Genomic DNA, 26810 nt, shown 5'->3' on the forward strand with positions numbered 1-26810 from the left:
CATGAAAACGAAACCGGCAATCGTGAAGAAGGCTCCCGGGACTCTTGGGCGTGTTGCTAGGGTCGCGGGTCTGGTCGCACCGATTCTGGCCGCCACGTTTGGCGGTTCCGCGGCCTACGCCGTGGAAATCGATCAGACACCGTTGGCCTCGCAGGTCAATGTGCCACCGAACATCATGTTCCTACTGGATGATTCCGAGGAAATGGGAAAGGATTATCTTCCGGGGTCCGTTGCCGACAGCGGTATAGATGCCTTAAGGAACGCGGCGGTGAACCGGCTCTATTACGATCCGGATCATCCGTACGAGGCCCCACCGGGGTATCCCCGCCTTGCGGATACTGCTGCGGCTCCCCTCGACGGACTGGAATCTGGAAGCGTTACCGCTGACATCCTGCTTTATACCGGCTCGTTCGACTATAGCGGTTCGGTTGTGGGGCAGAGTTCGAGTGATAACCACAAAGCTTTTGTATTTGTAGACGACGCCGGCGAAGAATATTACGTGCTGGAAAGTGGTAAGAATTGCCAGGACAGCATTCCTCCAGAAAGATGCCTCAACGTCGATGATGAGTTAGTGATTGATGGACAGGTGGTAACGGTCGATGGACAAGCCGTCACCATCGGGGAAAATATCAGCACTTGGTTTTCGTATTACCGCACCCGCTCTTTGATGGCTCGCTCCGGGCTTCTCCGTTCCATGAACGGCTTGGCCTCGGATGATTTTCGCCTCGGCTGGCGCACAACCAACGGCACCGATTTTGATTCTGGGGGGGTGCAGGATTTTTCCCTTGATACCAGCAAGACAAGCTTCCGCGCCTGGCTTGAGCAGGTTGGAGAATCAGGTTCATCGCCGCTTCGCACTGCCCTGAAACAGGTAGGCGATTACTACTCGACTTCCGATCCGTGGGGTGATTTCGCTTGTCGGTCCTCGTACACCATCGTCGTGACCCCGGGGAACTGGGGGCTCGACGACGATCCGGCCGTCGCCAATGCGGATGGTACGGCTGGCCCCACTCATTCGAACGACAAGGGGCAGCGATATACCTACCCAGCTGAGCTGCCGTACGCCGACGATTACAGTAATTCGCTGGCCGACGTGGCCATGAAGTACTGGAAGAATGATCTCCGGGGAACGCTGGTCGACCACGTTGCGCCGAACGGCTCGGACCCGGCTTTCTGGCAGCATATGGTCACGCTTGGTGTCGGTATCGGTCTGACGCCGGAAGACTCGGACGGCAATGTTATCGATGCCGATGCAATTTTCGACTGGGCGCGTGGCGGTACAGCACTTGCCGGCTTCTCCTGGCCCGACCCAACCGTTCAGGCTGACGGCGGGGCATCCGACCTGTTGCATGCCGCCGTCAATGGCCATGGCGAGTTCTTTTCCGCTTTCGGCTCCCAGGATTTTGCCGAGGTGATCGAGGCGGCTTTGGAGCGTGCGCAGGCGCGGGCGGGCACCAACGCCAGTCTGGCGGCCAGTTCCACCCAGATCACCGAAGATACCTATACCTATCAGGCGACCTACGACACCGAAAACTGGGCGGGCAACCTGAAGGCCTACCGCATTGACCCCTACACCAAGCAGATCGAGCCCTTCCCGACGTGGGAAGCGGCGACCGAGCTAGCGGATCGCACACCCAGTACTCGAGATATCCTGACGTTCGACGGGCAAAGCGAAGTCAATTTGACGCTGGCCAACCTGACGGGGACCCAACAGGAAGCCTTGGGCGGGACGGACGCTGCGCGACAGGCGATGCTGGATTACCTTTGGGGCGATGATGGCACTCTGCGTGCGAGGACCACCCCGCTTGGCGATATCGTTCATTCCGGCCCCGTATACGTTGGTCAGCCCGTGGGGAACCTCTACAGCGGGATGACCTTTACCGGGGCTGTCGAGTACTTCGGCTTTGCCACCTATCCGCAAGTCAACGATATCAATCCCGATCAGACCGGTATCGCCGATGTGGACCCGGCCATCTACGTGGCATCCAACGACGGCATGCTGCATGGCTTTGATCCCTCTACCGGCGAAGAGAGGGTTGCCTACCTTCCCGGTTCGGTGATTACCGGCGGTTTGAATGTCGAAACCGGCACTATCCCGGCGGATGGTGAGCCCGGATACGATGACCTTGTCGCGCGCTTGGCTGATGTCGACTACGACGCGACCGCACACCGGTTCTTTAACGACGGTCAGATTACCGTGGCCAGTGCCTATCTCTCCGGCGAATGGCGCCGCGTTCTGGTGGGGACCACCGGTCGTGGTCCGGCAAAGGCGGTCTATGCGCTGGATGTGACCTATCCGGATCAGGTCTCTGTGCTTTGGGAGCGATACGCGGGTGACGGCCGGACCGGCAGTGCGTACATCGGTCAGATCACTGGCAAGGCTACGGTGGTCCAGACGGCGGACGCGCAGTGGTCGGCCCTGCTGGGGAACGGTCTTAATAGTGTCTCCGGGGAATCGGCGTTGCTGCAGTTCAACCTGGCGACCGGCGATCTGCGCGTGCATACGGCGGGCCCCGGTACCGATAACGGTCTCGCTGCTCCGGCCTGGTTCGATACCACGATGCCGGCCGATGGCATTCAGGACGTTGCCTATGCCGGTGATCGACAGGGTGCGGTCTGGCGTTTTGACCTTGCTGGTCTTTCGGCGCCGACAAATGACTCGATTACGGCTGCAACGGCCACCCAAGCTTTCCAGACGGATGTGAATCAGCCGATCACCGCCGGTATGCGCGCAGCCGTGGATCCGGAGACGGGGAATCGCTGGGTTTTCTTCGGCACTGGGCAGTACCTATCTGCAAGCGATCGCACGACGGACGCCCTGCAGACTTGGTACGGACTTAAGGTCTGGGATAACGAAGGTGATACGCCGGCGCTGAACCTGACCGACTTGTCGGGTGGGAAAGCGGCGCTGACCGAACGCTCCATCGTGGCTCAAATTGAGCCTGACGGGGATGCGCCTGGGGCGCGGTATTTCACACATGACCGGCCGCTTGATGCCGACGGTAATCCATCAACCCCACCCCCTGCGGCGACCGAGGGTTGGTATATCGATCTCCAGGATCCTGATGCAATCGATCCCACCGGGGAGCGGATGTATGAACCCAACCAGTATCGAGGTGGTCTGTTGACGGGTTTGAGTCTCGTGCCGGAAGCGGGTGACTCCTGCAGCCTGTCCGGGGCGTCCTGGCTGATGACCATCAATGCTTTCTCTGGCACCAACGTGAACGCGCCATTCATTGATGTGAACGGTGACGGTGTAGTCGACTCGTCGGATTCCCTGACGCTTGATGGGCAGGTCTATGGCGGTGGATCTGTCGGCTTCTCGACGCTTGCCAACGACCCGATCATGGTGGGTAATAGCATGTTCATCAGCTTTGAGGATGGCAGTGTCGGTTCGTTCCAGACCTCGGGGGGTATTGGTCTCGAACTGGACGAGCCGATACGAGCCTCCTGGCGTGAGCTCGTGATCGATTAACAAGGAGAGCAGGATGCACTGGAACAGCAACAGAGTTGGACGAGGCTTTACGCTGATCGAGCTGATGATCGTGGTAGCGATCATTGGCATCATCGCGGCGATTGCCTACCCCGCATACACGCAGCACGTGGTGAAGACCAAGCGTGCGGCAGCGGCAGCCTGCCTCTCGGAGCAGGCCAATTACATGGAACGTTTCTATACCACCAATCTGCGTTACGACGTCGATTCGGCGGGAACGGACAATCCGCTGTCTTCGGGTGACCTTGAGCTCAGTTGCATGTCCGATAACGAAACTGGTCAGGATTACACCTACAGTGTGGCCAACTTAGACCGATCGACCTATAGGTTAGAGGCCGACCCTAAGGGGTTGCAGGCCACAAGGGACACTACGTGTGACCCACTGGTTTTGGACCAAGCTGGCACTCGAGGCGTAGGTCTTGATGGCAATGGAGACCCTGATACAACAAACGTCGGGGACTGTTGGTAGCCCAGGATTCAGGACAACTGACTATTTGAAACGGGCGCAGGAAAGCGCCCGTTTGCATTTCACAATCGCAGGACAAGGGAGTCCGTATGTTTATGGACGAGCAAATGGCCTGCCAGCGAGCCCCGTCTGTTTACGCCGCTTACTCGGATAGGACGATGGCTTCTTTTCCCCTCTTATGGCGTCACGTGCTGCTCGTCGGGCATAGGCCGCTTCCGCGGTGAGGCCTTCCCGCGTGGACCGATAGCTGGTAATGTGCCAGCCTAATTGAATTGTGCGTTCGACCAAGGATGGTCGGACTCGATTGATTGCCACGAGGCGTTGCCCGGCAGTCGACTTTGACGTGACAAGGATGTCGCCATGTGTACCGATTCTGTTCGCGGCCACGTTCGTGGTCGCTCAATGTTTCTACGTTGTTTCTATCGCGGCGCCCACGAATCCGTGCCTGGCGCTCGGCCTGCTGTGTCCGACTGCGTCGTCTTGCCGCGATCGTCCTTTCCCTCCCGCCATCTCTTGCCCGCCCAAGCGGGGGTCGGGCTGATCGAGGTGCTGGTCGCCGTCCTCGTTCTGTCGATCGGTTTTTTCGGCATGGCCAAACTGCAGTCGCAAGCGTTGGCCAGCGCCAATAGTGCCGCAGCCCACCAGATGGGTACCGTGGCCAGTTATTCGATGTTCGATTCGATGCGCATCGACACCGAGGGCGTGGCGCGCGGGGATTACGACAGCGTTTCGATCACCGTCCCGGAGGACCCCGCCGATTGCGCATCGGGGGGCATCGGACATGGCGGGGCACTGGCCGTCCGGCATCAGCAGGAATGGTGCGCCCAACTGGGCTTGCTGGCCGGTCCGTCGACGACCGGTGAAATCGAGCGCCTGTCAGGCGACCAATACCGCATCATCATCACCTTTGCCGAACACGCCATGGCGGACGTCGAATCGCGTGTCTTGTCGACGAGGGCGCGGCTGTGATGCCGTGCGCCGCAAACCGCCGGTTTCCCCTCGCCATGCCCGTGAAGGGGTTCTCGTTGGTCGAGCTGATGATCGCGATGGTGCTCGGGCTGATTGTCTTGGCCGGCGTGGGCAGCGTCTTTCTCGCCAACAAGCAGAGCTATGCCACCAACCAGGCACTGGCCCGCGTTCAAGATGCAGTGCGGACAGCCCACGCGTTCGTCGGCCGTGAAGTGCGCGTCGCAGGGTACGGGCGGACCTGTGCAATCGAGGCATTGCCCATTCACGTGATCGCGGATCCCGCGCCGGATCTGGACTCTTTCGGCCTCGATGGTGCCGACGGGATCGAGGCTCTGGTCGGGGCGGTTGCCGGCGCCGGCGAGCGAATCGGCAGTATCGAGGTGCCCGCGGACAGTTCTATCTTGACGGTTCGGCACTTTCCCGCCGGCAGCGATTCGATCGCGGAACTCGCCGGCCAGGTCAATGTGACGAATGCCAACGTGCAGATCATGCATAACCGGCCCGGTTTCGAGATGGGCGATGTCGTGATGGTGACGGACTGTCGTCAAGCCGACGTATTCCGGGTCACCAACCGCCCTGAATCGGGCAACGGGAAGACGACATTGGCTCACGGCAACTCCGCCAATACGGCCAATGCCCTGTCACGTGAGTACGGTCGCGACGCGTTCGTTTTTCGCCTTGACGATTACCGCAGCACGACTTTCTTTGTGGGGCAAAACGCCGAGGGCGGGCGTTCCCTGTACCAGCGGGTGAATGACCGTTCTTCGGACGAGCTGGTTCGAGGGGTTGAGGACATGCGCCTGGGTTTTCACCGAGCCGACGTCGTCGATGACTATGAAAGCGAAGTGAACGGCTGGGGACCGGCCGAGTGGGCTGATGTGGACGGGGTTCGGATGGAGCTTGTGCTGTCCGACGCCGAGGGGCGCCGAGGCATCAACGGCCAACCGCTCTCCCGACCCCTTACCGCGGTCTTTGCCGTTCGCAACAGGATGGACCCATGAAGCCAGATCGTCGAATGCTAGCTAGGGTGGGAAATATGTCGTGCCCGTCATCAGGGGTGATGTGCGGCGTCACAGGTGGCGGGGAACGTGGAGTGGCACTGGCCGCCGCGCTGGTGCTGCTCGTTACGGTCACCCTGCTCGGGTTGGCTGCCATCCGCGGGACCAGCATGCAGGAGCAGCTTGCCGGCAACAGTTTCGACCGGGAGCGGGCCTTTCAGGCCGCGGAGTCCGCACTGCGTATCGCGGAGGACCGGGTGCGAGACGAGGCGGACGCGATGTCGTTCGACGTTGAGGGAAGCGATTGCACCTTGCCCGATGTGGATTGCCCGGATGATCCGACCCGGGATACGCGGCTGGCGGACCATTGGACGACCGTGCCCCGGGGCTCGGGGCCGCGCCAGTTCCCGGCCCAATCGGATGAGGTGCGCCCCCAGTACCTCGTGCAGAAGGTTCATTGCCCATCAGGGTCTGGCAGGGCGACAGCGGACGGGCGTGACACCTCGCGCGATCAAGACCGTTCCGTCTTCCACCAGTTCTCGGCCAACGGCCAATGCTATCGGGCGACGGCACGGGGCCTGGATCCGTCCCGCTCGGAGAATGCGGCCCGCGCGAAGGTGGTGGTCCAAAGCGAACTTCGCCGTTGAACTCGAACGATCGAGCCCACTGAACCGTTTGGGCTCATTACTTATCGGGGCAAGGATGCCCCGATTGACTTGTCTGGCTCAGGGATGCCTCTCATGTGTGCTTTTTCATCGCGTCTTGCGTCTTTTTCCCGGCGCCTGATCAAGGGCTCTTTCGTCTTGGTGCTGGGGGCGCTGCCGGTCGGCGTGTCGGCGTTCGATGAGCCCGCCCAGTCCCCGCTGACTGTCCAGGAACCCGTACCTCCGAACGTCGTCTTGATGCTCGACGATTCGCACCAGATGCGGCAGGACTACCTTCCGGACCTGGCCAGCATTCCCGGCGTCTTCAATCGCCGGTTGCAGGATTTTCTCGAGGAAGGGCCGATCAACAACGAGCCGATGATCAACGCGCATGCCAATCGGCTCTACTACGACCCTACCGTTCGCTATCTCCCACCACCGCGCGCCGATGGCAGCGCCTATCCCTCCTATACCGACATTCGCGACGTGCCCAAGAACGGATTCGCCCGCATTCTCGAGTCATCCACGCTCGCCGAACTCGGCTTGGTGGACGCGGCGGTCAAGGTCGACCTGCGTCACTACGTCAACGACTTCTACGCCACGAACAGCCTGTCACTAACGGACGACCTTTCCGGCCTGATCGACACGCTGCCGGGCGGTTTCATGGGCGCTTTCACCGACCGCCTGGCGAAAGCCGGGCTGGTCGATTACAACCACGAGCACAGCGACGGTCTGTTCGGGGAAACCTACGCCTTCTTCCAGTACGCCACCGGGCCAGCGTCCGGGCCGCACACGGTACATTTTGTTGCCGGTGATGCCGGGGATTGTGGCCACTTGCCCAGCGAGCTTGCCGCAAATTGTGTCTTCCAGGACGATGCCAGTGGTCGGGCGGCCCCGCCGGGGGTTCGGGTGGGCACGAACATCGCCAACTGGTTTGCCTACCACCACACGCGGATGCTGACGGCCAAGACCGGCACCATGCGGGCGTTCGCTCAGTTCAATCCCAACTATCGGGTTGGTTTTGGCTCGACCAATCACGACAAGCTGCTCTGGACCGCACTCAATCGGGTGCCGGTGTATTTCGGTGAGGACATCTTCAGTGTCTTGTCCAATCGCACCGCGTTCGCTCGTGTGCGGCCCTGGGTGGAGCAGAAATCCAATTTTTGGAGCTGGCTGGAGCGGCTGCAACCGAATGGACTCACCACTCGGTTGCGACGCCCCCTGATGCAGGTGGGCGGGTATTACCGTACCGACGAGCCGTGGCGTGCGATGGGCTCGGAGGCAGGTGCCGCGGATGCCGAAAAGCTCTCTTGCCGTCAGTCTTACGCGATCCTTGCGACCAGCAGCATGTGGCAGGGCGATCTGCCCACCCTATCGTTCCTCGATCGGATCGGTGACGCCGATGCCCGCGCCGGGGCCAGCTTGGGTGCCGAGGCGGATGGCTCCATCGAAGGCCCGGACGGCCGTCGCTACCGCTACGAGGCGGCGCCCCCGTTTGCCGAACGGAATCCGAGCCTGTTTCTTTCGCGCAGCACGCTCGCCGACGTGGCGATGTACTACTGGAAGAACGACCTTCGTACCGATCTCGCCAACCGGGTGCCCTCCAATGTCGACGACCCGGCTTTCTGGCAGCACATGACGACGATCACTGTCGGATTGGGACTTGAGCCGGAGGGAATCGAGCCGGAAGGCACCCGCTATGCGGAGATTGCCGATTGGGCGAGACAGGTTGACGCGGGTCTGGCCGATGCGGCGGCCATTGACGGCTTTGCCTGGCCGCGACATTTTCTGGTGTCTCGCAATGGGGTGGCCGACCTGGCGCACGCTGGACTGAACGGGCATGGCGGATTCCTCCAGGCCGGCGATCTCGACGAATACACGGCGGGTATTCGTGCCGTCATCGCCAATCTTGGCAGCCAACCGGGGAGCGGGAACGGCGTGGCGTTTGACGGCGAGGAGCGTCTGCCGGGCGAGTCGCTGCGATTCGATGCCTCGTACGTGACGGGTCAGTGGAGCGGGGTAGTGCGGGCCTATCGGGCCGATGACGACGGAGCCTACGATCTCGAGCAGCCCGTGTGGGATGCCGACGGGGCGCTGCCGCCATGGCGCGAGCGCCGGATCATGACGTACCGGCCGGGCAAGGGCGAGGTCGCGCTGGCGGCGAACAACCTCTCTGGGTCGCAGAAGGCGGCGCTTGTCGGTGGCCTGGGGGTTGGATTTCCCGGCCAACCCAGCGTCGAGGAGATCGTCAACTTCCTGCGAGGTGATCGTCGCCTCGAGTTGGGAAATCCCGGCGGTCGTTTCAGGGCACGCAAGTCCCTCATCGGCGACGTGGTGCACTCTTCGCCTGTGTACGTGGCATCTCCTGAACCCGGACGCTTCGAAGGCCGGCGGTTCGAGGGCAGTGACCGTCATGCCGACTTCGCTCGGGACAATGCGGACCGCGATGCCATGCTTTACGTGGCGGCAAACGATGGCATGGTGCACGCCTTCGATGCCGAGACGGGCGCAGAGCGCTTCGCGTTTCTCCCCGGTGCGGTCCTGCGCGGTCGGGGAGAGGCTTCCCTGGGGCGTCTCGCGCACCCTCAATATGGCGCGCCCGTGGGCGACGGCGGCGAACAGGTTATCCCCCATCAGTATTTCCACGATGGTGAGTTGACCACCTCCGATGTCTACATCGACGGTCGCTGGCGGACGATCCTGGTCGGCACGACGGGGTTGGGCCCCTCTCCGGCGGTTTACGCGCTCGATATTACCGACCCGGATGCCATCGAAACCCTCTGGGAGCGTGCTGCGGACGACGGCCTCAAGGGCGGCGAGGCGATCGGACAGGTGTTGGGACAACCGATCATTGCCCAGGTCCCGGATCCCCGCACCGACGACGGGAAATGGGTGGTTCTGCTGGGCAGCGGAGCGGATGACAGTGCCGGGAAACTGTTGCAGTTCGATCTGGAGGATGGCGAACTGGACACGTACTCGGCCGGGAGGAATGCTGGCCTGTCCTCACCGGCCGTGTGGCAATCTGACGGGACGAATGGCTTGTCGACCGATGCCTACGCGGGTGATCTGAAAGGCAATATCTGGCATTTCGATCTTGGTCCGTCGGGAGGTCGCGGCGAGGTCGTATTTAGGGCTCGCAACGATGCAGGTGTCGCTCAGTCGATCACGGCCCAGCCGCTGCTGCATGCCTCGGCCGATGACGGGGCCCTGTGGCTGTTCGTCGGTACGGGACGCTTTCTTTCCGAGGCCGACGTCGAGCAGATCGATCCCGCTGTCCAGAGCTGGTACGGATTGCGTGTATCGGCTCGGAACGATGGGGTGCCGGTGGTCGATGAGTCGTCCTCGCGGACCGATCTGGTGAGGCGTCGTATCGTCGCCGAGCAAGACCCGGCCAACGGCGAGTATGGTCGAGCCACGAGCGCCGGCGACCGCGCCGATCTGATCGGGCACGCGGGGTGGTACATGGATCTGGTCGATCCGAACACGGGGCTCTCGCGTGGCGAGCGCATCGTCCAGCCCAGCCAGGAGATCGCGGGCCGGATCTATGTGTCGACGCTGATCCCCGAGCCTCGTGATATCTGTTACCCGTATCCGGCGGGCGCGGTCATGGCGGTCGACCCCTTCAGTGGTGCCAATCCGGGACAGCCGTTTTTCGATACGAATGGCGACGGTGTGCGCGACGAGACTCGGTTCAATGGGGACTCGCTCGCGTTCAATGGCCTCCTGCTCGATGAGGCCCTCGGAGGTGTGCTTGTGGGGCAGAAGCTCGATGGTGAGTTGGTGCTGTCGGGCAAGACCGTGCGTAATGGCACCGTCGAGTTGTCGCCCCCGGGCGCTGGCGTGCCGTTCCGGCGATTGTCGTGGCGCGAGATCGTGGGGGGGTAGATCGTGACGGCGCTCACATCGAAGGTAATCGGCCAGGGCTTCTCCCTGATCGAGCTCATGGTGACGATCACTGTTCTGGCCGTCACCCTTGCGATCGCGATCCCGGCGTTTTCCGCCATCACAGCCCAGAACCGTTTGGCTGCCGCCAGCAATGGCGTGCAAGGGGCTGTCATGGCGGCCCGCCAGGCGGCGATCAATCTGGGCCAGCCGGTGGCGTTGTGTGCCGGTAACCCTGGAATCGGCTGCAGCGGGGAGTGGTCCTCCGGACAGTGGCTTGTCTACCGCGACGGGAACCGGAACGGGCGGCTGGACGACGGCGAGTCGATAGAGCGCCATGGCACCGTGCCGGGACCCGATGGTGCCGTGGTGATCGAGGGTAACGGGCCGTTCAATGAAGCGGTCATTTATCTGCCCGCTGGTCATGCCACCAAGCCCGGTGGTGGGTTCGCTGCCGGGAGGCTGCGGGTGTGCGTGCCGGCGGATATTTCGGGCAATGCGTCCGAGGTGGTCATTGCCCCGAGCGGCCGTGTGCGGAAGGCCTCGCTCAATCTCGATGGGCAGTGCCCGCCAATCTGAGTCGGGCAATGCAAGACGGCTCCGCGCAATCAGTCGTGCTGCCCCGCCTATTGGGCGATCCAGGATCGTTCTCATGACCGCCGCGCGATATTTCCGCCGCTGAATGCGGCCGAAGAACGGTGGTCTGTGGGGCTTGCCTGTTACAATCAGCGGTTTGCAGTCCTCCGGCGAACTGAACCGACGTGGCCCAACCGTGACCGATTACAAATCGACGCTCAACCTTCCCAAGACCGACTTCCCCATGCGCGGCAACCTGCCCAAGCGCGAGCCGCAGATGCTCGAGCGCTGGCAGGAGCGTGATCTCTACCGCGCGGTGCGCGAGCATGCCACCGACCGGCCCAAGTTCGTGCTGCACGACGGTCCGCCGTATGCCAACGGCGACATCCACATCGGCCATGCGGTCAACAAGATCCTCAAGGACGTCATCAACAAGACGCGCCTGCTCGAGGGCTTCGACACCCCCTACGTGCCGGGCTGGGACTGCCACGGCCTGCCGATCGAGCTGGTGGTCGAGCGCGAGCACGGCAAGCCGGGCGTCAAGCTCGACGAGCGTGCCTTCCGCCAGGCCTGCCGGGACTACGCGGCCAGCCAGATCGAGCGGCAGAAGCAGGACTTCATCCGACTCGGCGTGATCGGCGACTGGGACAACCCCTACCGCTCGATGGACTTCGGCTTCGAGGCCGACACCCTGCGGGCGCTGGCCGGCATCATCGAGCGCGGCCACCTCCATCGCGGCGAGAAGCCGGTGCACTGGTGCGTCGATTGCGGCTCGGCTCTGGCCGAGGCCGAGGTCGAGTACCAGGACAAGACCTCCCATCAGATCGACGTGGCCTTCGCTGCCATCGACCCGGCGGCCGTCAACCGTGCCTTCGGCGTCGAGGACGAGGCGCCGGTCGATTTCGTCATCTGGACCACCACGCCCTGGACGCTGCCGGCCAACCAGGCCGTGGCGATGAACGCCGAGCTGAGCTACCAGCTGATCGAGATCGACGGTCGGCGGATCGTGCTGGCCGAGGGGCTGGCCGAGGAGGCGTTGTCGCGTATGGGCGCCGAGTCGCACGAGGTGTTGGGCAAGGCGACCGGCGAAGCGTTCGAGGGCGTCCGGCTGGCGCACCCGTTCCTTGAGCGCGAGGTGCCGGTGATCCTCGGCGAGCACGTCACGCTGGATGCCGGTACGGGGCTCGTGCACACCGCCCCGGCGCACGGCGAGGAAGACTTCGCGGTCGGCAAGCAGTACGACCTGCCGGTCGACAATCCGGTCGACGGCGAGGGGCGCTTCTTCGCCGACACGCCGCTCGTCGGCGGGCGGGATCTCAAGGCCGGCGGCAAGGCGATCCTCGAGCAGCTGGAGTCGAATGGTCGCCTGCTGGCGCATTCCAAGTTCAAGCACAGCTACCCGCACTGCTGGCGGCACAAGACCCCGCTGATCTTCCGCGCGACGCACCAGTGGTTCGTCTCGATGACGCAGCAGCACCTGCGCGCCGATGCGATCAAGGCGCTCGACGAGGTCGAGTTCACGCCGGACTGGGGCCGGGCACGCATCGAGGGCATGGTCGAGAACCGCCCGGACTGGTGCATCTCGCGCCAGCGCTTCTGGGGCGTGCCGATCGCGTTGTTCGCCCACAAGCAGACCGGCCATGCGCATCCCGATTCCGCCGAGCTGATGCGCCGGGTCGCCGAGCAGGTGGAGCAGCATGGCGTCGACTACTGGTTCGATCTCGATCCTCGCGAACTGATCGGCGAGGACGCTGCCGAGTACGACAAGGTGATCGACACCCTCGACGTGTGGTTCGACTCGGGGGTCACCCACTGGGCGGTGCTCGACCGCCGCGAGGAATTGACCTGGCCGGCCGATCTGTACCTGGAGGGTTCCGACCAGCACCGCGGCTGGTTCCAGTCCTCGCTGCTCACTGCCACCGCCCTGCGCGAGCAGGCGCCGTACCGCGGCGTGCTCACACACGGTTTCACCGTGGATGCCAAGGGGCGCAAGATGTCCAAGTCGTTGGGCAACGTGATCGCGCCGCAGCAGGTGATCGACAAGATGGGCGCCGACCCGCTGCGCCTGTGGGTGGCCTCCACGGACTTTTCCGGTGAAATGACGGTCTCCGACGAGATCCTGCAACGCACCGCCGATGCCTACCGCCGCATCCGCAACACCGCGCGTTTCCTGCTGGCAAACATCGACGGTTTTGATCCGAACAACGATGCGGTCGCCGACAGTGATCTGCTGGCGCTGGACGCCTGGCTGGTCGACCGTGCCGCGCAGCTCAACTGCGAGGTGCGCGACGGCTTTACGGCCTACCAGTTCCACCAGATGGTCGCGCGCATCCACCATTTCTGCTCGATCGAACTGGGTGCGTTCTACCTCGACATCGTCAAGGACCGTATCTACACCGGCCAGATGGACGCGCTGATGCGTCGCTCCGCGCAAACGGCGATGTGGCGCACAGTCGAGGCGCTGACCCGCTGGATTGCCCCGGTGCTGTCGTTCACCGCCGAGGAAATCTGGCAGCACCTGCCGGCGCTCGCCGATGGCCGCGAGGACACCGTCTTCAAGGCCACCCACGTCGACGCCCTCGCCCCGCTGCTCGAGGACGGCCACGCCGGTCCGAAGCAGCGCGGCTTCTGGGATGACCTGATCGCCATTCGCGACGCGGTCAACCGCCATGCCGAGGCGGCGCGCAACGAGAAGCGCATCAAGGCGAACCTGTCGGCCAACGTCGAGATCTGGGCCGACGAAACGGTTGCCGATCGCCTGGCCGCCTTGGGTGAGGAGCTCCGCTTCCTGCTGATCGTCTCCGAGGCGACCGTGGGTGCGCTGGCGGACAAGCCGGCCGACGTCGATGCCGAGACCATCGAGGGCGTAGGTCAGCTCGCGGTGCGGATCACGCCGATGGAGGCCGAGAAGTGCGAGCGTTGCTGGCACTTCCGTCCCGATGTCGGTACGCACGACGCGCACCCGACTCTCTGCGGTCGTTGCATCGAGAACATCGAGGGTGACGGGGAAACCCGCCACTTGGTGTGATGCGGCGTCCTGTTACCAACCTGCGCTGGCTGTGGCTTTCGCTCGGTGTGCTCGTCGCCGACCAGTTGACCAAGTGGGCCGCACTGGCAGGGCTTGCCTATGCGCGACCGGTAGAGATCCTGCCGTTTTTCAACCTGACGCTGCTGTACAACACCGGGGCGGCCTTCTCCTTCCTCGCCGACCACGATGGCTGGCAGCGCTGGTTCTTCGTCTTTCTCGCTGTGGTGATCGTCGCGGCCCTGCTGGCATGGCTGTTCTTCGTCGCGATCCCTGATTGCCGGATCAAGGCCGGCATCGCCGCGATCATCGGCGGGGCGGTAGGCAATGTGATCGACCGGGTGGCCTACGGTCACGTGGTCGACTTTCTCGATTTCCACTGGGCGGGCTGGCACTGGCCGGCCTTCAACATCGCCGATGCGGCCATTACCATCGGCGTGATTCTTATCATCTGGGCCGAGTTGCGGCCCCAACGGCAACCGAGTGCATCCGATGACCGACGCTGACCAGTCTGCGCTGCCGACCATCGAAAAGGATTCCGAGGTCACCATCCACTACGAGCTACGTCTGCCCGACGACCGGGTGGTGGACAGCACCTTCGGTGACGAGCCGTTCACGGTGCGCCTCGGCAACGGTGCGTTCGAGCCCAACCTCGAGGACGCGCTGATCGGGCTGCCGCTGGGCGAGTACACCCGCATCCTGCTGACGCCGGAATATGCCTTCGGCATGCCGGATCCCACCAACATCCACACCATGCCGCGCGGGCAGTTTCCCGAGGAGATGCAGCTCGAGCCGCAGCTGGTGATCGAGTTCGACCTGCCCAACGGCGAGGCGGTGCCCGGCACCGTCACGGCGGTCACCGAGGATGCGGTCACCGTTGATTTCAACCACCCGCTGGCCGGTCAGAACGTCCAGTTCATCGTGCAGGTGCTGGGCATCGACGGGCAGCAGGCGGAACAGGCGGGCGAGAGCCCGTCGGGAGCGACAACATGAAGATCCAGTTGGCCAATCCGCGCGGCTTCTGCGCCGGGGTCGACCGGGCGGTCGAGATCGTCGACCGTGCGCTTGAGTCCTTCGGCGCGCCGATCTACGTGCGCCACGAGATCGTCCACAATCGCTACATCGTCGACAACCTGCGCGACAAGGGAGCGATCTTTATCGAGGATCTGGCTGACGTGCCGGACGACTCGACCCTGATCTTCTCCGCCCACGGCGTCTCCAAGTCGATCCAGGACACCGCCGCCGAACGCGGCCTGAAGGTGTTCGATGCGACCTGCCCGCTGGTGACCAAGGTGCATATGGAAGTGGCGCGCCATTCGCGCGCCGGACGCGACGTGGTGCTGGTCGGTCACGACGGACACCCCGAGGTCGAGGGCACCATGGGGCATTTCGATCCGTCCTTCGGCGGACGGATCCATCTGGTCGAGAAGATCAGCGACGTCGAGCGCCTGGAGGTGGACAACCCCAAGGGGCTGGCCTGGGCGACGCAGACCACGCTCTCGGTCGACGAGACGCGCGCCATCATCACAGCGTTGCAGGAGCGATTTCCTCATGTCGAGGGGCCGCGCAAGGACGATATCTGCTACGCCACGCAGAATCGCCAGGATGCGGTGCGCGAGCTCGCGGAAAGCTGTGAGGTGGTGCTGGTGGTCGGCTCCAAGACGAGCTCGAACTCCAACCGCCTGCGCGAGATCGCCGAGCAGGTCGGCGTGCCCGCCTACTTGATCGATGCCGCGGACGACATCGATCCGGCATGGTTCGAGGGCTGTGGTCGCGTCGGTCTCACGGCCGGGGCGTCGGCGCCGGAAATTCTCGTCCAGCAGGTGATCGAACGCCTCAAGCTCGACTGCGAGGCCACGCTCGAAGAGCGCGAGCCGACGGTAGTCGAGAACATGATCTTCCCCCTCCCCGCTTCCCTGCGGCACGCCAACTGAGGTCGGCGCCGCGCCTCAGGCGCGGTCTCGTGACGGGCGCTCGTCCAGGTCGGCCAGCCGTGCCCGGTCGACCTGGAACGTTTCCAGCTCTTCGGTGCCGGCCAAGGTGCATCGCAGAACTTCTCGAGCCCAGTCGGGCAGCCGCTCGTTGACGCGGTAGAACACCCACGTGCCGTCGCGGCGCACCTCGGCGATGCCCGCCTCGCGCAGGTGGGCAAGGTGCCGGGAGATCTTGGGCTGACTCAGGTCGAGCGACATGGTCAGTTCGCAGACACACAGCTCACCCTCCCGCAGTAACAGCATCAGGCTTCGCAGCCGTGTGGAGTCGCCCAGTGCGCGAAAAAGGGCCTCGGGTTGTATGTTCGCTTCTCTATTCACGTGGGTATGTGTCCGTTGTAATGAGATTGATTCAGTTCGGGTTCCTGAGTGAATGCCCTTCATCTCGGCAGCTCTCTTTTTATTGCCTACAATCAAGAGGGCAAAAAGGCGCAGGAGTTCCATATGAAGTGGGAACACATTGAGGGCAACTGGCGATCGTTCGTTGGTTGTGCCGAGGAATACTGGGGTCGTATCACGGGCGACGAGTTTGCCGTGATCGAAGGGAAGAAGCAGGAACTGATCGGCAAGATCCAGCGGCGCTACGGCGTGAGCGAAGCGGAGGCACGGGAGCAGATTCGGGAGTTTCGGGAGAAGTTGAAGGAAAAGCTCGGCCCTGACGGTGTGCCCACGGAGGACTGCAAGTCCTTGAAGGATTCGGGAGACTGACCCTCGTCTTGCTCTCGTCGCTCCGTTGCCCACAAAAAACGCCCCGCAAAAGCGGGGCGTTGTCATTTCCGGTCGCCGGGCGGGCCCGGCGATTACAGCGCGGCTTACACGCTGTAGTACATGTCGAACTCGACCGGGTGCGTGGTCATCCGCAGCAGCTGGACTTCCTCGCCCTTGAGCTCGATGTAGGCGTCGATCAGGTCGTCGCTGAAGACGTCGCCACGGGTGAGGAATTCGCGGTCCTCGTCCAGGGCCTTGAGGGCTTCGTCCAGGGAGAAGGCCACTTCCGGGATATCCTTCTCTTCTTCCGGCGGCAGGTCGTAGAGGTTCTTGCTTGCCGCTTCGCCCGGGTGGATCTTGTTCTGGATGCCGTCGATGCCGGCCATCAGCATTGCCGCGAACGCGAGGTACGGGTTGGCGGTGGAGTCCGGGAAGCGCAGCTCGACGCGGCGCGCCTTCGGGTTGGCGACGAACGGGATCCGGATGGAAGCCGAGCGGTTACGGCTGGAGTATGCCAGCTTGACCGGCGCTTCGAAGCCCGGAACCAGACGCTTGTAGCTGTTGGTTGACGGGTTGCAGAAGGCGTTCAGTGCGCGGGCGTGCTTGATGATGCCGCCAATGTAGTAGAGCGCCATTTCGGACAGACCCGCGTAGCCGTCACCAGAGAACAGGTTCTTGCCGTCCTTGCCCATGGACTGGTGGACGTGCATGCCGGAGCCGTTGTCGCCGACGATCGGCTTGGGCATGAAGGTGGCGGTCTTGCCGTAGGCGTGCGCGACGTTGTGGATCACGTACTTGAGATCCTGGACCTCGTCGGCCTTCTTGACCAGCGTGTTGAACGCGACGCCAATCTCGCACTGGCCGGCGGTTGCGACTTCGTGGTGATGTACCTCGACGTTCTGGCCCATCTCCTCGAGCACAAGGCACATGGCCTGGCGGATGTCGTGCAGGGAGTCGACCGGCGGTACCGGGAAGTAGCCCCCCTTGACGCCCGGGCGGTGGCCCATGTTGCCGTCTTCGTAGACGCGTTCGGCATTCCACGCGGCTTCCTTGGAGTCGATCTTGACGAACGAGCCGGACATGTCCGAGCCCCAGCGAACGTCGTCGAGGATGAAGAACTCGTTCTCCGGACCGAAGAAGGCGACGTCGGCCAGGCCGGAGGACTGGATGTAGGCCTCGGCGCGACGAGCGACCGAGCGCGGGTCACGGTTGTAGCCCTGCATGGTGTCCGGCTCGATGATGTCGCAGATGACGATCAGGGTCGGCTCTTCGGAGAACGGGTCGATGTTGGCGGACTCGGCGTCCGGCATGAGGATCATGTCCGATGCGTTGATGCCCTTCCAGCCGGCGATCGAGGAGCCGTCGAACATGACGCCTTCTTCGAAGGTGTCCTCGTCGATGTGGCTGGCCGGGTAGGTGACGTGCTGCTGCTTGCCCAGCGTGTCGGTAAAGCGGAAGTCGACGAACTTGACGCCGTGCTCTTCCATCATGGTCATGACTTTGTTGGTCGCGTTGGACATGGAATCCTCCGGTAGACGTTGAATCTCGAAATGCGGCGGGCGCGGTGCGCGCGGCGAACTGCCGACATGATCCGCTGATGCCCGACTTGGTGCAAGAAAAGCAGAAACCGTGCCGGTTTGCATGACCGGGGTGCGGTGGTTTGCGGTTTCGGCCCGGGGGCGTGACCTTGTTCCGCAACTGCCTGATTATGCGCGGCTGTCACGAGCCGCCGCTGTGTGGCCGGTCATTCAGGTCATGAATCGGCGAGGGGTCTGCCGGGTACGTCGGCCGCTTCATGCACCAGTAAGGTGCGACAGCCATCCGCAACGCACCACGATGAATCACGGCCCGGCCGTGCGGGTGCCTCGTTGAGGTGGTGTTGCCGAAGATCGGGAGGCCGGGTGATGCGGGCAGTCGACGGCAAGGCAGGTCATGCCCTGACGGCAGGCCTGCGCGCAGGCAAGTAGTGCCAGCCGTCGGCACAGGGCCGCACAACCGGTCTCGCTGCGGTCGAACAGCTCGGCGGCCGACAGCTTGCCTTCGGCGATGAAGCGGTCGAGTTCGTCGTAGCGGAAGTCGGCGATCACCTGGTCCTGATCGCTGGCGCGCACCTCGACCCGATCGCCAACAGCTCCGCAGTGGTGCATCAGTCGCATGGCCGCCCCCCCCCGGTGAATCGTTACGGTTCGTGCAAACGATAACGATTCCCGTTCGCGGAAACAATGCCCGCTTACCAGGGGATGGTGGTGCCGTCGATGTCGATGAACCGCCCGCGGTCGGCTTCGCTCAGCTCGGCCATGTTGTGGCGCAGTCCGGCGGCGCTCTGGGCGGTGGTGATCTCGGCGTGCGGGCCGCCCATGTCGGTCCATACCGAGCCGGGATGGAGCGCGACGACGTTGATGCCCCGGGGTTCGAGGTCGATCGAGGCGCTCGTGATCACCGCGTTGACCGCCGCCTTGACCGCCGCCTTGCTGGAGCGGTAGATGTAACCACCGCCCGAGCCGTTGTCGCCCGTCGAGCCGACCTTGCTCGAAAGAATGCCGATCTTCTTCTCCTCACTGCGGGCAACCTGCTCGGCGAACGCCTGCATCACGAGCATCGGCGCGACGCTGTTGATGCGGAACACCTCCAGCCAGACATCGACGTCTTCGACGTTGCCGAAGGCGGCACCGCGTGGGCTGTAGATGCCGGCGTTGTTGATCAGCCAGTCGATCGATTCGTCCGCCAGTTCGCGGGAGAGCGCATTGATGGCGGTCGGATCACCCACGTCGAGTGCGTGGCGTTCCAGCGTGGCCGGAAACTGTTCGGCTAGCTCAGTGAGCTCGGTCGAGTCCACCGGGTGGTGAGCGGTGGCGTGGACTCGCCAGCCGTCGTCGAGGAGCTGGCGAGTCAGTTCCAGGCCAATGCCACGGTTGGTGCCGGTGATCAGTGCGGTCTTCACCCGGTTTGCCTCCTGTTGATGTCAATCAGTGTCATTCGGCGACCCGGAGCACCAACTCGCCTTCCTCGACCTGCACGCGCGCCACGCCGTCGGCCAGCGCCTGCCAGAAACCCGGATCGTCGTCGAACTGCTCGATCAGGTCGACGCCCTTCAACCCGCCGATCCACGCATTGGGTAGTGGCACCCGGAAAGGCACATGCCGGTGACGATCACGTCCAGTCGGGTATCGCCGTTGGGCGTGGGCACCTCGCGGACTTCGGCGCCGGCCGTCAGGCGCAGGGTCTGCCCGCCCATCGCCGGGAAATCCGGTGGTAGTGGCACCAGCAGTTTGACGCTTACGAGATCCCGGGACAGGTCGACGGCCAGGCGGCGGGCCAGTTCGGTGTTGCGGGCGATGATGGCTTCGAGTTCACGCTCGTCGGAACGCACCTCGCGCGGGCCGGTCGCCTCACGGTATGGCTCGGGCCGCAGACGGCCCTGCGAGTCGAACTCCTCTGCTTGCGGGGCGAAGCGATCATCGGCAGGCGCGCGATCGGCCTGGACGCCAAGCGAGGCGAGCCTCTGGTCAAGTGCTGCTCGGCGGCAACGAAGCGATCAAGCTCAGCATGGCGGAAGCTGGCGATCACCTGGTCGTGATCGCTGGCGAGGACCTCGATCCGATCGCCAAGGGTTCCGCAGGGGGGGGGATCAGTCGCAGTGGGCCTCCGGGAGTCGTTATTATTTGTGCAAACGATAACGATTCCCGTTTGTGGGGACAATGCCCGCTTACCAGGGGATGGTGGTGCCGTCGATGTCGATGAACCGCCCGCGGTCGGCTTCGCTGAGCTCGGCCATGTTGTGGCGCAGCCCGGCGGCGCTCTGGGCGGTGGTGATTTCGGCGTGCGGGCCGCCCATGTCGGTGAGTACCCAACCGGGGTGGAGCGCGACGACGTTGATCCCCAGCAGCTCGAGATCGATCGAGGCGCTCTTGATCACCGCGTTGACCGCCGCCTTACTGGAGCGGTAGATGTAGCCGCCGCCCGAGCCGTTATCGCCCATCGAGCCGACCTTGCTCGAAAGAATGCCGATCTTCTTCTCCTCGCTGCGCGCCACCTGTTCGGCGAACGCCTGCATGACGAGCATCGGCGCGATGCTGTTGATGCGGAAGACCTCAAGCCAGGCCTCCACATCGTCGACATTGCCGAAGGCGACGCCGCGCGGCCCGTAGATGCCGGCATTGTTGATCAGCCAGTCGATCGACTCGTCGGCTAGCTCCCGTGAGAGCGCGTCGATCGCTGCCGGCTCGTGCACGTCGAGGGCATGGCGCTGCAGGGTGGTCGGGTGGTGTTCGGCCAGTTCGGTCAGTTCGGCCGAGCCCATCGGGTCCCTCGCGGTGGCGTGGACTCGCCAGCCGTCGTCGAGGAGCTGGCGAGTCAGTTCCAGGCCGATGCCGCGGTTGGTGCCGGTGATTAGTGCGGTCTTCATGGATTGCTCCTTGTCTCGATCGGTGAAAGTGTCACTCGGCGAGCCGGAGCACCAGCTCGCCTTCTTCGACTTGCACGCTCTCCACGCCGTCGGCCAGCGCCCGCCAGAAGCCGGGATCGTCGCCGAACTGCTCCACCAGATCGACCCCCTTGAGTCCGCCGATCCACGCATTCGGCAGCGGCACGCCCCACAGGCTCACGCCGGTGACGATCACCGCGAGGCGCGGCTGGCCGTCGCGGCCGACGACCTCGTGGACCTCGGCCCCGGCCGTCAGGCGCAGCGTCTGCCCACCCATGACGGGGAAGTCCGGTGGCAGGGGCACCAGCAGCTTGACGCTGACCAGGTCGCGCGACAGGTCGATGGCCAGGCGACGGGCCAGCTCCGGGTCGCGAGCAATCAGTGCATTGAGTTCGCGCTCGTCGAAATGCACTTCGCGCGGACCGTCGGTTGGTTCATCGTACGGCTCCGGGCGAAGCCGGCCCTGAGCGTCGAATTCGTCCGTGCGGGGAGCGAAGCGATCGCCTGGGCCGTGGCGTGGACCGGAATCGGCGCGCACGCCGAGCGTGTCGAGTTTTTGCTCGAGCACCTGTTCTTCCGCCGCATCGAGCTGCACCGGTTCAAAATGCTCCGGGAACAGCACGTAGCGGGCCAGCAGGGCGCCGACCACCACGGTGACGATCACGGTGCCCAGGATCACCAGGCTCACGCCCAGGCAGCCGAGGCCTCGGCGTGATGGCTGGGGGGCGGACTGGTTGGTCGAACTGGCAGGTTGCGGATCGGTCACGGCGCACTCCTCGAGCGTGATGGCCGCACCCGGTTGCGGCTCATCGAGGGTAGCATGCCGCCGGTTCCCGGCACGTCAGTGCGCGTGGCGATGCCCGCCAAGCGCCAGCCGCCACTGGTACTGAAGATAGAACTGCGTGTACCGCTCACGGCCATCCTCCAGTGCGGCACTCACGCGTGCGACCTGGCCCCGAAGTCGACTGGTCTCGCTCAGGTGCCAGGTGGCCGCGGCCGTCCAGCGTCGGCTTTCCCCGGGATCGGTGAGGAGACCAGTGCGCGCGTCTGGCAGCTCGTTGGTCAGCCCGGCCGCGTCGAAGCGCAGGCCGAGCTCCCAATTCGGGGCAATGCCGTAGATGGCCTGCAGATAGAAGCCATCCTCGACGAACGTGCGGCTATTGCCGACCGCGACCGGCTCGCTGTTGTGGTGAGTGATCGTCAAATACTTTTCCGCCCGCAGGTATTCGGCCGCCAGGCGCCAGTCTCCTCGTCCCTGCTGACCGCCGGCCTCGTGGTGGTACACGGCCTCCAGCCCGTACAGCCGTGCGTCGCCGTCAAGCGCATGTTCGTCGGGCTCCCCTTCCTCGTGGTGCTCCTGGTGGCTGCGGAACAGCGCGGTCGAGGCACCGAATCGGAACCGATGCTCGTCGCCGATGCTGGGTGTGGCCTTCACGAATGCCGTCCAGAGCCGAGGTGCCTCCGCGCGGTCCGGCAAGTGGTCGGCGTGCGAGACACTGGTCCCAAGGCGTTCGTTCTCGTCACCGCGGAATGCCTCCACGCCGACATGGATGTCGGGGCGGCCGATCGGCGTGAAGACGGCCTGCAGGCCGATATCGGAGAGGCCGTGTTCGCCCAGCAGGGCGCGATAGGCGAGATTCTGGTCGACAAAGTCCCAGGCATGCGGGTGGCGTGCGTTCTGGTAGCCGATGCCCGAGTAGAACCGGCCGGCGGTCAGTTTCACGCCCCGGGGCAGTTCGGTGGCGACGAAGGCCTCCTCGACGTCCACGGCTCCCGTGTCCGAAACGGTGGCGGTCAGGCGGATTTCGGTGTCGTGATCCAGTGTGCCGCCAACCGTGATTTCGGTCGGGCGGAGATTGACGCCCTGTTCGAGACCGTGTGTCCCCTCTTCGTGTTCGTGCACGGCGAGTGCGCCTGCGATCTCGTTGAGTGCTTGGTCACCGTGTCCGTCCTGCGTGTCGTCGTAATAGCTCGCATCCACGGTCACGGCAAGTTCCGGTTCGAAGGCGAGTGCGGTGCCGGGGGCCAGTAGGGACAGGGTGGCGAGAAGCAGGGGGCGTGAGCGTGTCGATACGCCCGGGTAAGCAAAAGAGGGCATGATGAGGAGATCCGTCGGGCCAGGTTATTTAGAGCGGAATGAGCGAAAGGTTATAACATAACGTTATTCGTGTCGTCCCTTCGGTTACGCCGTAGCCCATCCGCTTGTGCTGATCTGCTTGCCCCGGACGCAGTAAGGCCGCGCGACCGGTGTCCGGTCAGCGCGGCCTTACTGTGCCTGTCGGCTGGGGTGCGGCTCAGCTGCTGGGCTTTTCCAGCAACAGCGAGCGTTTCATCTTCTTCGGCAGCGGCAGGCCCATCAACTCGAGCACGGTGGCGGCGATATTGGCAATGCCGCCACCGGTGCGCAGCCGTACCGGCGTCTGGTCGATGACGATGCAGGGCACCGGGTACACCGTGTGTTGGGTGTGCGGGTCGCCGGTGACCGGATCGACCATCTCGTCGCAGTTGCCGTGGTCGGCGGTGAGGATGATCGAGTAGCCCTGTTCGCTGGCGGCATCCACCAGGCGGCCGACCTCGAGGTCGACCGTTTCCATGGCCTTGATCACCGAGTCACGCACGGCGGTGTGGCCCACCATGTCGCCGTTGGCGAAGTTCACCAGCACGAAGCCGTACTGCTGCGCCGAGACCGCGTCGATCGCGGCGTCGGCCACCTCGCGGGCGCTCATCTCCGGCTGCAGATCGTAGGTCGATACCTTCGGCGAGGGCACCATGACGCGGTCCTCACCGGCGAAGGTTTCTTCCTTGCCGCCGTTGAAGAAGAACGTCACGTGGGCGTATTTCTCGGTCTCCGCGCAGTGGAACTGCTTGATGCCTGCCTGGCTGATCGCCTCGGCGAGCACGTTCTTCGGCCGTTCCGGCGGGAAGCCGATCGGCGAAAGGAAACGCGGGTCGTATTCGGTCAGGCAGGTGACGATGATCGGCTGATAGTCGCCGCGATCGAAGCCGGAGAATTCCGCCTGGCCGAGTGCTTCGGTCAGCTGGCGCGGCCGATCGTTGCGGAAGTTGAAGAAGATCATCGCGTCGGTGGGCGCGAGTGCCTCGAAGCCGTCGAGTACCGCCGGGCGGATGAACTCGTCGGTCTGGTCGGCCTCGTAGGAGGTGGCCAGCGCCTCGCGGGCATCCGCGTAGCGCGGCCCGTCTCCCCGGACGATGGCATTGAAGGCCTCTTCGGTACGCTCCCAGCGCTGGTCGCGATCCATGGCGTAGTAACGGCCGCTGATCGTCGCGATCGCGCCGTTGGCATCCGCGAGCTTGGGCTCGATCTGGTCGAGGTAGGTCTGTGCCGACTTCGGCGCGGTGTCGCGGCCGTCGGTGATCATGTGCAGCAACGGCCGGGCGCCGACCTTCTTCGCCATCTTGATCAGCGCAAGCAGGTGGCGGACGTGGCTGTGTACGCCGCCGTCGGAGACCAGGCCGATCAGGTGGATCGGGCGGTCCTGGTCGGCTGCCTTCTGCATGGCCTGGCCCAGGGCGGCGTTGTCGTAGAAGCTGCCGTCCTTGATCGCATCGTCGATCCGCACCAGATCCTGGCGGTTGATCGCGCCGCTGCCGAGCGTCAGGTGACCGACCTCGGAGTTGCCCATCTGGCCGTCGGGCAGGCCGCAGGCCCGGCCCGAAGCCTCGATCACGGTGTGCGGGTGGTGGGCGAACAGCTCGTCGAGGCGCGGCGTCTCGGCCAGGCTGACGGCGTTGTTCTTGCGGCTCGGGTTGACGCCAACGCCGTCCATGATGACGAGCAGGACGGGGCGTCGCGGGGCGATGTTGGACATGTGTCGTATTCCTTCAGGTTAAGCGCGTTAACGAACGCCTGAACGAATCGGGTGGCGCGTGGCTTCGTGCCGGCACGCGGCGGGCAGCGTGCCATCCGATTCATTCTGGGGTTCCTTGCCCAGCGGCCCGCATTCGGGCGCTGCGGCGTGGCGAGGCTATCGGGCCGGGATCACTGGCGTCCCGGGCGCTCCCGATCGGCCTCGTCGTCTTCCGGCGGATTGCCCTGCCGGTCGTCGTCCGCCGCCTCGTCGGGCGCGGGCCGTTCCCCGGCGTCGTCCCGGGGGCTGGTCTCGTCCAGTGACTGCTGTTCGCGCTCGATCTCGTCGAAGGCGCGGTCGAAGTCGAAATCCTCGTCCTTTTCGGTCTCGTACTGGCGAGGCGCGGGAGCAGCGCCTTCGCCGCCGCTACCGCCCGACGGGGTGCCGCCGCCCGGACCGGAGCCATCTGGATCCGGCTCGTCGTCGCTCGGCAGTACCGGGCCGCCCTGGCGCTTGAGCAGAATGCGGCCGATCACGATCCCCAATTCATAGAGGAACCAGACCGGGATCGCCATCATGAACTGCGACAGGATGTCCGGCGGGGTAAAGATCGCCCCGAGGATGAAGGCCACCAGGATCGCGTAGCGGCGCTTCTCGGCCAGTTGCTCGGGCGTGACCACGCCGATCAGGATGAGCAGCACCGTTGCCACCGGCACTTCGAAGACGAAGCCGAAGGCAAAGAACATCGTGATGGTGAAGCTCAGGTACTCGTTGATGTCCGGCGCGAAGTTGACCTCGGTCGGCCCGGCGCCGGAGAGGAAGCCGAACACCACCGGGAACACTGCGAAGTAGGCGAAGGCCGCACCGATGTAGAACAGGATCGTGCTGGAGAACACCAGCGGCACGACCATCTTGCGCTCGTGCTGGTAGAGCCCCGGGGCGATGAATGCCCACAACTGGTAGAGCAGAAAGGGAATCGCCAGGAACAGCGCGGTGAAGCCGGCCAGCTTGAGCGGGATGAAGAAGGTCGAGGCCACCTGGACCGCGATCATGCTGGTGTCTTCCGGGAGGAAGCGCGACAGCGGCTCGGACAGGAAGCGGAACAGCTCGTTGCGGAACGGGAACAGCGCCAGGAACAGGACGAACACCACGGCAACCGACTTGATCAGCCGGTTGCGCAGTTCGACCAGGTGCGAGACGAAACCGGCCAGGCCGGACGGCTCGTCAGTTGTCGCGTCCGCGTTCCTTTGGTTCATCTTGGCCTTTCGTGGTCGATTCCTGGATCGTGGCCGATTCGGCCGGGGTGTCGGGTTCCGGCGCGGCGAACGGGCGGTGGAAGTTCTCGCCCGTCTCGGACTCGAGTCGGCTCAGCTCGTCTTCGAAGGGATCGCGATCCGCCGCGGTCTCGGCGCCTTCGTCGACCGCCTTGAGCCGGCTCGGGGCGTCGGCGTCATCCTCGGTCGGCGATTCCGTGTCCTTCTGGCGCGCCTGCTCGCCGGCCGCCGAGTCGCGCATGGTGCGTTCGGCGTCCGAGAGGGCGCCCTTGACCGTCTCGCCGGTGCCGGAGAGGTCGTCGCGGGTCTCCTCGACCATGGCGCGCAGCTTGGAGATTTCGGATTCCTGCGAGTTCAGCAGCTGCTTCATGTCCTGCATGTTGAACTCGCTGTCCATCTCCGCCTTGGCGTTGTTGACGAACTTGCGGACCTTGTAGGTCCACTCGCCCGCCTTGCGCGCCACGCCCGGCAGGCGCTCGGGTCCGATAACCACGAGCGCCACGACCATGAGCAAGGAGAATTCCCAGAAGCTGAAACCGAACACGTGTTAGT

Annotated in this window: 24 protein-coding genes; 12 read left to right on the plus strand and 12 right to left on the minus strand. The window is 64.1% G+C overall.

Going from position 1 to position 26810, the window contains the following annotated elements; genetic code table 11:
* Position 1 precedes the first annotated feature (1 nt).
* From LV476_RS08970 to ispH, 11 genes are all read left to right on the plus strand, one after another.
* Positions 2-3475, plus strand: coding sequence for a pilus assembly protein (locus LV476_RS08970; protein WP_250075380.1), 3474 nt, complete (start codon positions 2-4; stop codon positions 3473-3475).
* 13 nt (positions 3476-3488) lie between these two features.
* Positions 3489-3962, plus strand: coding sequence for a type IV pilin protein (locus tag LV476_RS08975; protein ID WP_250075382.1), 474 nt, complete (start codon positions 3489-3491; stop codon positions 3960-3962).
* A gap of 399 nt (positions 3963-4361) precedes the next feature.
* On the plus strand, positions 4362-4928 hold the full coding sequence (gene pilV, locus LV476_RS11230) for a type IV pilus modification protein PilV (protein WP_434062833.1): 567 nt from the start codon (positions 4362-4364) through the stop codon (positions 4926-4928).
* Positions 4929-4963: 35 nt separating this feature from the next.
* Positions 4964-5929, plus strand: coding sequence for a prepilin-type N-terminal cleavage/methylation domain-containing protein (locus LV476_RS08985; RefSeq protein ID WP_284047564.1), 966 nt, complete (start codon positions 4964-4966; stop codon positions 5927-5929).
* A gap of 92 nt (positions 5930-6021) precedes the next feature.
* Complete coding sequence (locus LV476_RS08990; protein ID WP_250075384.1) at positions 6022-6573, plus strand: pilus assembly PilX family protein; 552 nt, start codon at positions 6022-6024, stop codon at positions 6571-6573.
* Positions 6574-6666: 93 nt separating this feature from the next.
* A complete protein-coding gene (locus LV476_RS08995; RefSeq protein ID WP_250075386.1) occupies positions 6667-10455 on the plus strand; it encodes a pilus assembly protein in 3789 nt (1262 codons plus the stop codon).
* A 3-nt stretch (positions 10456-10458) separates the two neighbouring features.
* Positions 10459-11031: a GspH/FimT family pseudopilin gene (locus tag LV476_RS09000; protein WP_250075387.1), complete on the plus strand. Its 573-nt coding sequence runs from the start codon at positions 10459-10461 to the stop codon at positions 11029-11031.
* Positions 11032-11224: 193 nt separating this feature from the next.
* The gene (gene ileS / locus LV476_RS09005) at positions 11225-14056 is read left to right on the plus strand and encodes an isoleucine--tRNA ligase (RefSeq protein WP_250075388.1); all 2832 of its coding nucleotides are present in this window, start codon (positions 11225-11227) and stop codon (positions 14054-14056) included.
* The gene (lspA, locus tag LV476_RS09010; protein WP_250075389.1) at positions 14056-14559 is read left to right on the plus strand and encodes a signal peptidase II; all 504 of its coding nucleotides are present in this window, start codon (positions 14056-14058) and stop codon (positions 14557-14559) included. Before ileS ends, lspA begins: the two co-directional genes overlap by 1 nt.
* Complete coding sequence (locus tag LV476_RS09015) at positions 14546-15046, plus strand: FKBP-type peptidyl-prolyl cis-trans isomerase (protein WP_250075390.1); 501 nt, start codon at positions 14546-14548, stop codon at positions 15044-15046. The genes lspA and LV476_RS09015 overlap by 14 nt, the downstream gene beginning before the upstream one ends.
* Positions 15043-15987 (plus strand): 4-hydroxy-3-methylbut-2-enyl diphosphate reductase, encoded by a 945-nt coding sequence (gene ispH, locus LV476_RS09020; RefSeq protein WP_250075391.1) that lies wholly within the window; start codon positions 15043-15045, stop codon positions 15985-15987. Before LV476_RS09015 ends, ispH begins: the two co-directional genes overlap by 4 nt.
* A 15-nt stretch (positions 15988-16002) precedes the next feature.
* On the opposite strand, the gene LV476_RS09025 is transcribed toward ispH, so the two are convergent.
* Positions 16003-16365 (minus strand): metalloregulator ArsR/SmtB family transcription factor, encoded by a 363-nt coding sequence (locus tag LV476_RS09025; RefSeq protein ID WP_349666007.1) that lies wholly within the window; start codon positions 16363-16365, stop codon positions 16003-16005.
* A 123-nt stretch (positions 16366-16488) separates the two neighbouring features.
* Between LV476_RS09025 and LV476_RS09030 the strand changes: the two genes are divergently transcribed.
* Positions 16489-16752 carry a CsbD family protein gene (locus LV476_RS09030; RefSeq protein ID WP_250075394.1) on the plus strand — a complete coding sequence of 88 codons (264 nt, stop codon included), beginning with the start codon at positions 16489-16491 and terminating at the stop codon, positions 16750-16752.
* A gap of 104 nt (positions 16753-16856) precedes the next feature.
* Here LV476_RS09030 and glnA read toward each other — a convergent pair whose 3' ends face one another.
* The 11 genes from glnA to tatB all read right to left on the minus strand — a co-directional run bounded on the left by glnA (position 16857) and on the right by tatB (position 26802).
* A complete protein-coding gene (gene glnA, locus LV476_RS09035; protein WP_434062834.1) occupies positions 16857-18248 on the minus strand; it encodes a glutamate--ammonia ligase in 1392 nt (463 codons plus the stop codon).
* Between the two features lie 345 nt (positions 18249-18593).
* Positions 18594-18908, minus strand: coding sequence for a hypothetical protein (locus tag LV476_RS09040; RefSeq protein ID WP_250075396.1), 315 nt, complete (start codon positions 18906-18908; stop codon positions 18594-18596).
* Between the two features lie 74 nt (positions 18909-18982).
* On the minus strand, positions 18983-19693 hold the full coding sequence (locus LV476_RS09045; RefSeq protein ID WP_250075398.1) for an SDR family oxidoreductase: 711 nt from the start codon (positions 19691-19693) through the stop codon (positions 18983-18985).
* Positions 19694-19724: 31 nt separating this feature from the next.
* A complete protein-coding gene (locus tag LV476_RS11240; RefSeq protein WP_284047433.1) occupies positions 19725-19847 on the minus strand; it encodes a hypothetical protein in 123 nt (40 codons plus the stop codon).
* Positions 19844-20122: a hypothetical protein gene (locus LV476_RS09050; RefSeq protein WP_250075399.1), complete on the minus strand. Its 279-nt coding sequence runs from the start codon at positions 20120-20122 to the stop codon at positions 19844-19846. The genes LV476_RS11240 and LV476_RS09050 overlap by 4 nt, the downstream gene beginning before the upstream one ends.
* 336 nt (positions 20123-20458) lie before the next feature.
* Entirely contained in the window at positions 20459-21157 is a 699-nt protein-coding gene (locus LV476_RS09055) for an SDR family oxidoreductase (protein ID WP_250075400.1), read from the minus strand.
* Between the two features lie 31 nt (positions 21158-21188).
* Positions 21189-21941: a hypothetical protein gene (locus tag LV476_RS09060; protein WP_250075401.1), complete on the minus strand. Its 753-nt coding sequence runs from the start codon at positions 21939-21941 to the stop codon at positions 21189-21191.
* A 75-nt stretch (positions 21942-22016) separates the two neighbouring features.
* Entirely contained in the window at positions 22017-23273 is a 1257-nt protein-coding gene (locus tag LV476_RS09065; protein WP_250075402.1) for a porin, read from the minus strand.
* Between the two features lie 196 nt (positions 23274-23469).
* Positions 23470-25005: a 2,3-bisphosphoglycerate-independent phosphoglycerate mutase gene (gpmI, locus tag LV476_RS09070; RefSeq protein WP_250075403.1), complete on the minus strand. Its 1536-nt coding sequence runs from the start codon at positions 25003-25005 to the stop codon at positions 23470-23472.
* Between the two features lie 170 nt (positions 25006-25175).
* The gene (gene tatC / locus LV476_RS09075; protein WP_250075405.1) at positions 25176-26240 is read right to left on the minus strand and encodes a twin-arginine translocase subunit TatC; all 1065 of its coding nucleotides are present in this window, start codon (positions 26238-26240) and stop codon (positions 25176-25178) included.
* The gene (gene tatB / locus LV476_RS09080; RefSeq protein WP_250075406.1) at positions 26209-26802 is read right to left on the minus strand and encodes a Sec-independent protein translocase protein TatB; all 594 of its coding nucleotides are present in this window, start codon (positions 26800-26802) and stop codon (positions 26209-26211) included. Before tatB ends, tatC begins: the two co-directional genes overlap by 32 nt.
* Between the last annotated feature and the right edge of the window lie 8 nt (positions 26803-26810).

This window comes from Guyparkeria hydrothermalis, assembly GCF_023555385.1.
Classification (GTDB): Bacteria; Pseudomonadota; Gammaproteobacteria; order Halothiobacillales; family Halothiobacillaceae; genus Guyparkeria; species Guyparkeria hydrothermalis_A.

Coding starts and splice junctions, on each gene's coding strand:
- lspA (WP_250075389.1), top strand. CDS start 14,056: ATGCGGCGTCCTGTTACCAACCTGCGCTGGCTGTGGCTTTCGCTCGGT.
- ispH (WP_250075391.1), top strand. CDS start 15,043: ATGAAGATCCAGTTGGCCAATCCGCGCGGCTTCTGCGCCGGGGTCGAC.
- pilV (WP_434062833.1), top strand. CDS start 4,362: ATGTTTCTACGTTGTTTCTATCGCGGCGCCCACGAATCCGTGCCTGGC.
- LV476_RS09065 (WP_250075402.1), bottom strand. CDS start 23,273: ATGCCCTCTTTTGCTTACCCGGGCGTATCGACACGCTCACGCCCCCTG.
- glnA (WP_434062834.1), bottom strand. CDS start 18,248: ATGACCATGATGGAAGAGCACGGCGTCAAGTTCGTCGACTTCCGCTTT.
- LV476_RS09030 (WP_250075394.1), top strand. CDS start 16,489: ATGAAGTGGGAACACATTGAGGGCAACTGGCGATCGTTCGTTGGTTGT.
- LV476_RS08970 (WP_250075380.1), top strand. CDS start 2: ATGAAAACGAAACCGGCAATCGTGAAGAAGGCTCCCGGGACTCTTGGG.
- LV476_RS09015 (WP_250075390.1), top strand. CDS start 14,546: ATGACCGACGCTGACCAGTCTGCGCTGCCGACCATCGAAAAGGATTCC.
- LV476_RS09055 (WP_250075400.1), bottom strand. CDS start 21,157: ATGAAGACCGCACTAATCACCGGCACCAACCGCGGCATCGGCCTGGAA.
- LV476_RS08985 (WP_284047564.1), top strand. CDS start 4,964: ATGCCCGTGAAGGGGTTCTCGTTGGTCGAGCTGATGATCGCGATGGTG.
- LV476_RS09040 (WP_250075396.1), bottom strand. CDS start 18,908: ATGCGACTGATGCACCACTGCGGAGCTGTTGGCGATCGGGTCGAGGTG.
- gpmI (WP_250075403.1), bottom strand. CDS start 25,005: ATGTCCAACATCGCCCCGCGACGCCCCGTCCTGCTCGTCATCATGGAC.
- tatC (WP_250075405.1), bottom strand. CDS start 26,240: ATGAACCAAAGGAACGCGGACGCGACAACTGACGAGCCGTCCGGCCTG.
- LV476_RS08995 (WP_250075386.1), top strand. CDS start 6,667: ATGTGTGCTTTTTCATCGCGTCTTGCGTCTTTTTCCCGGCGCCTGATC.
- LV476_RS08975 (WP_250075382.1), top strand. CDS start 3,489: ATGCACTGGAACAGCAACAGAGTTGGACGAGGCTTTACGCTGATCGAG.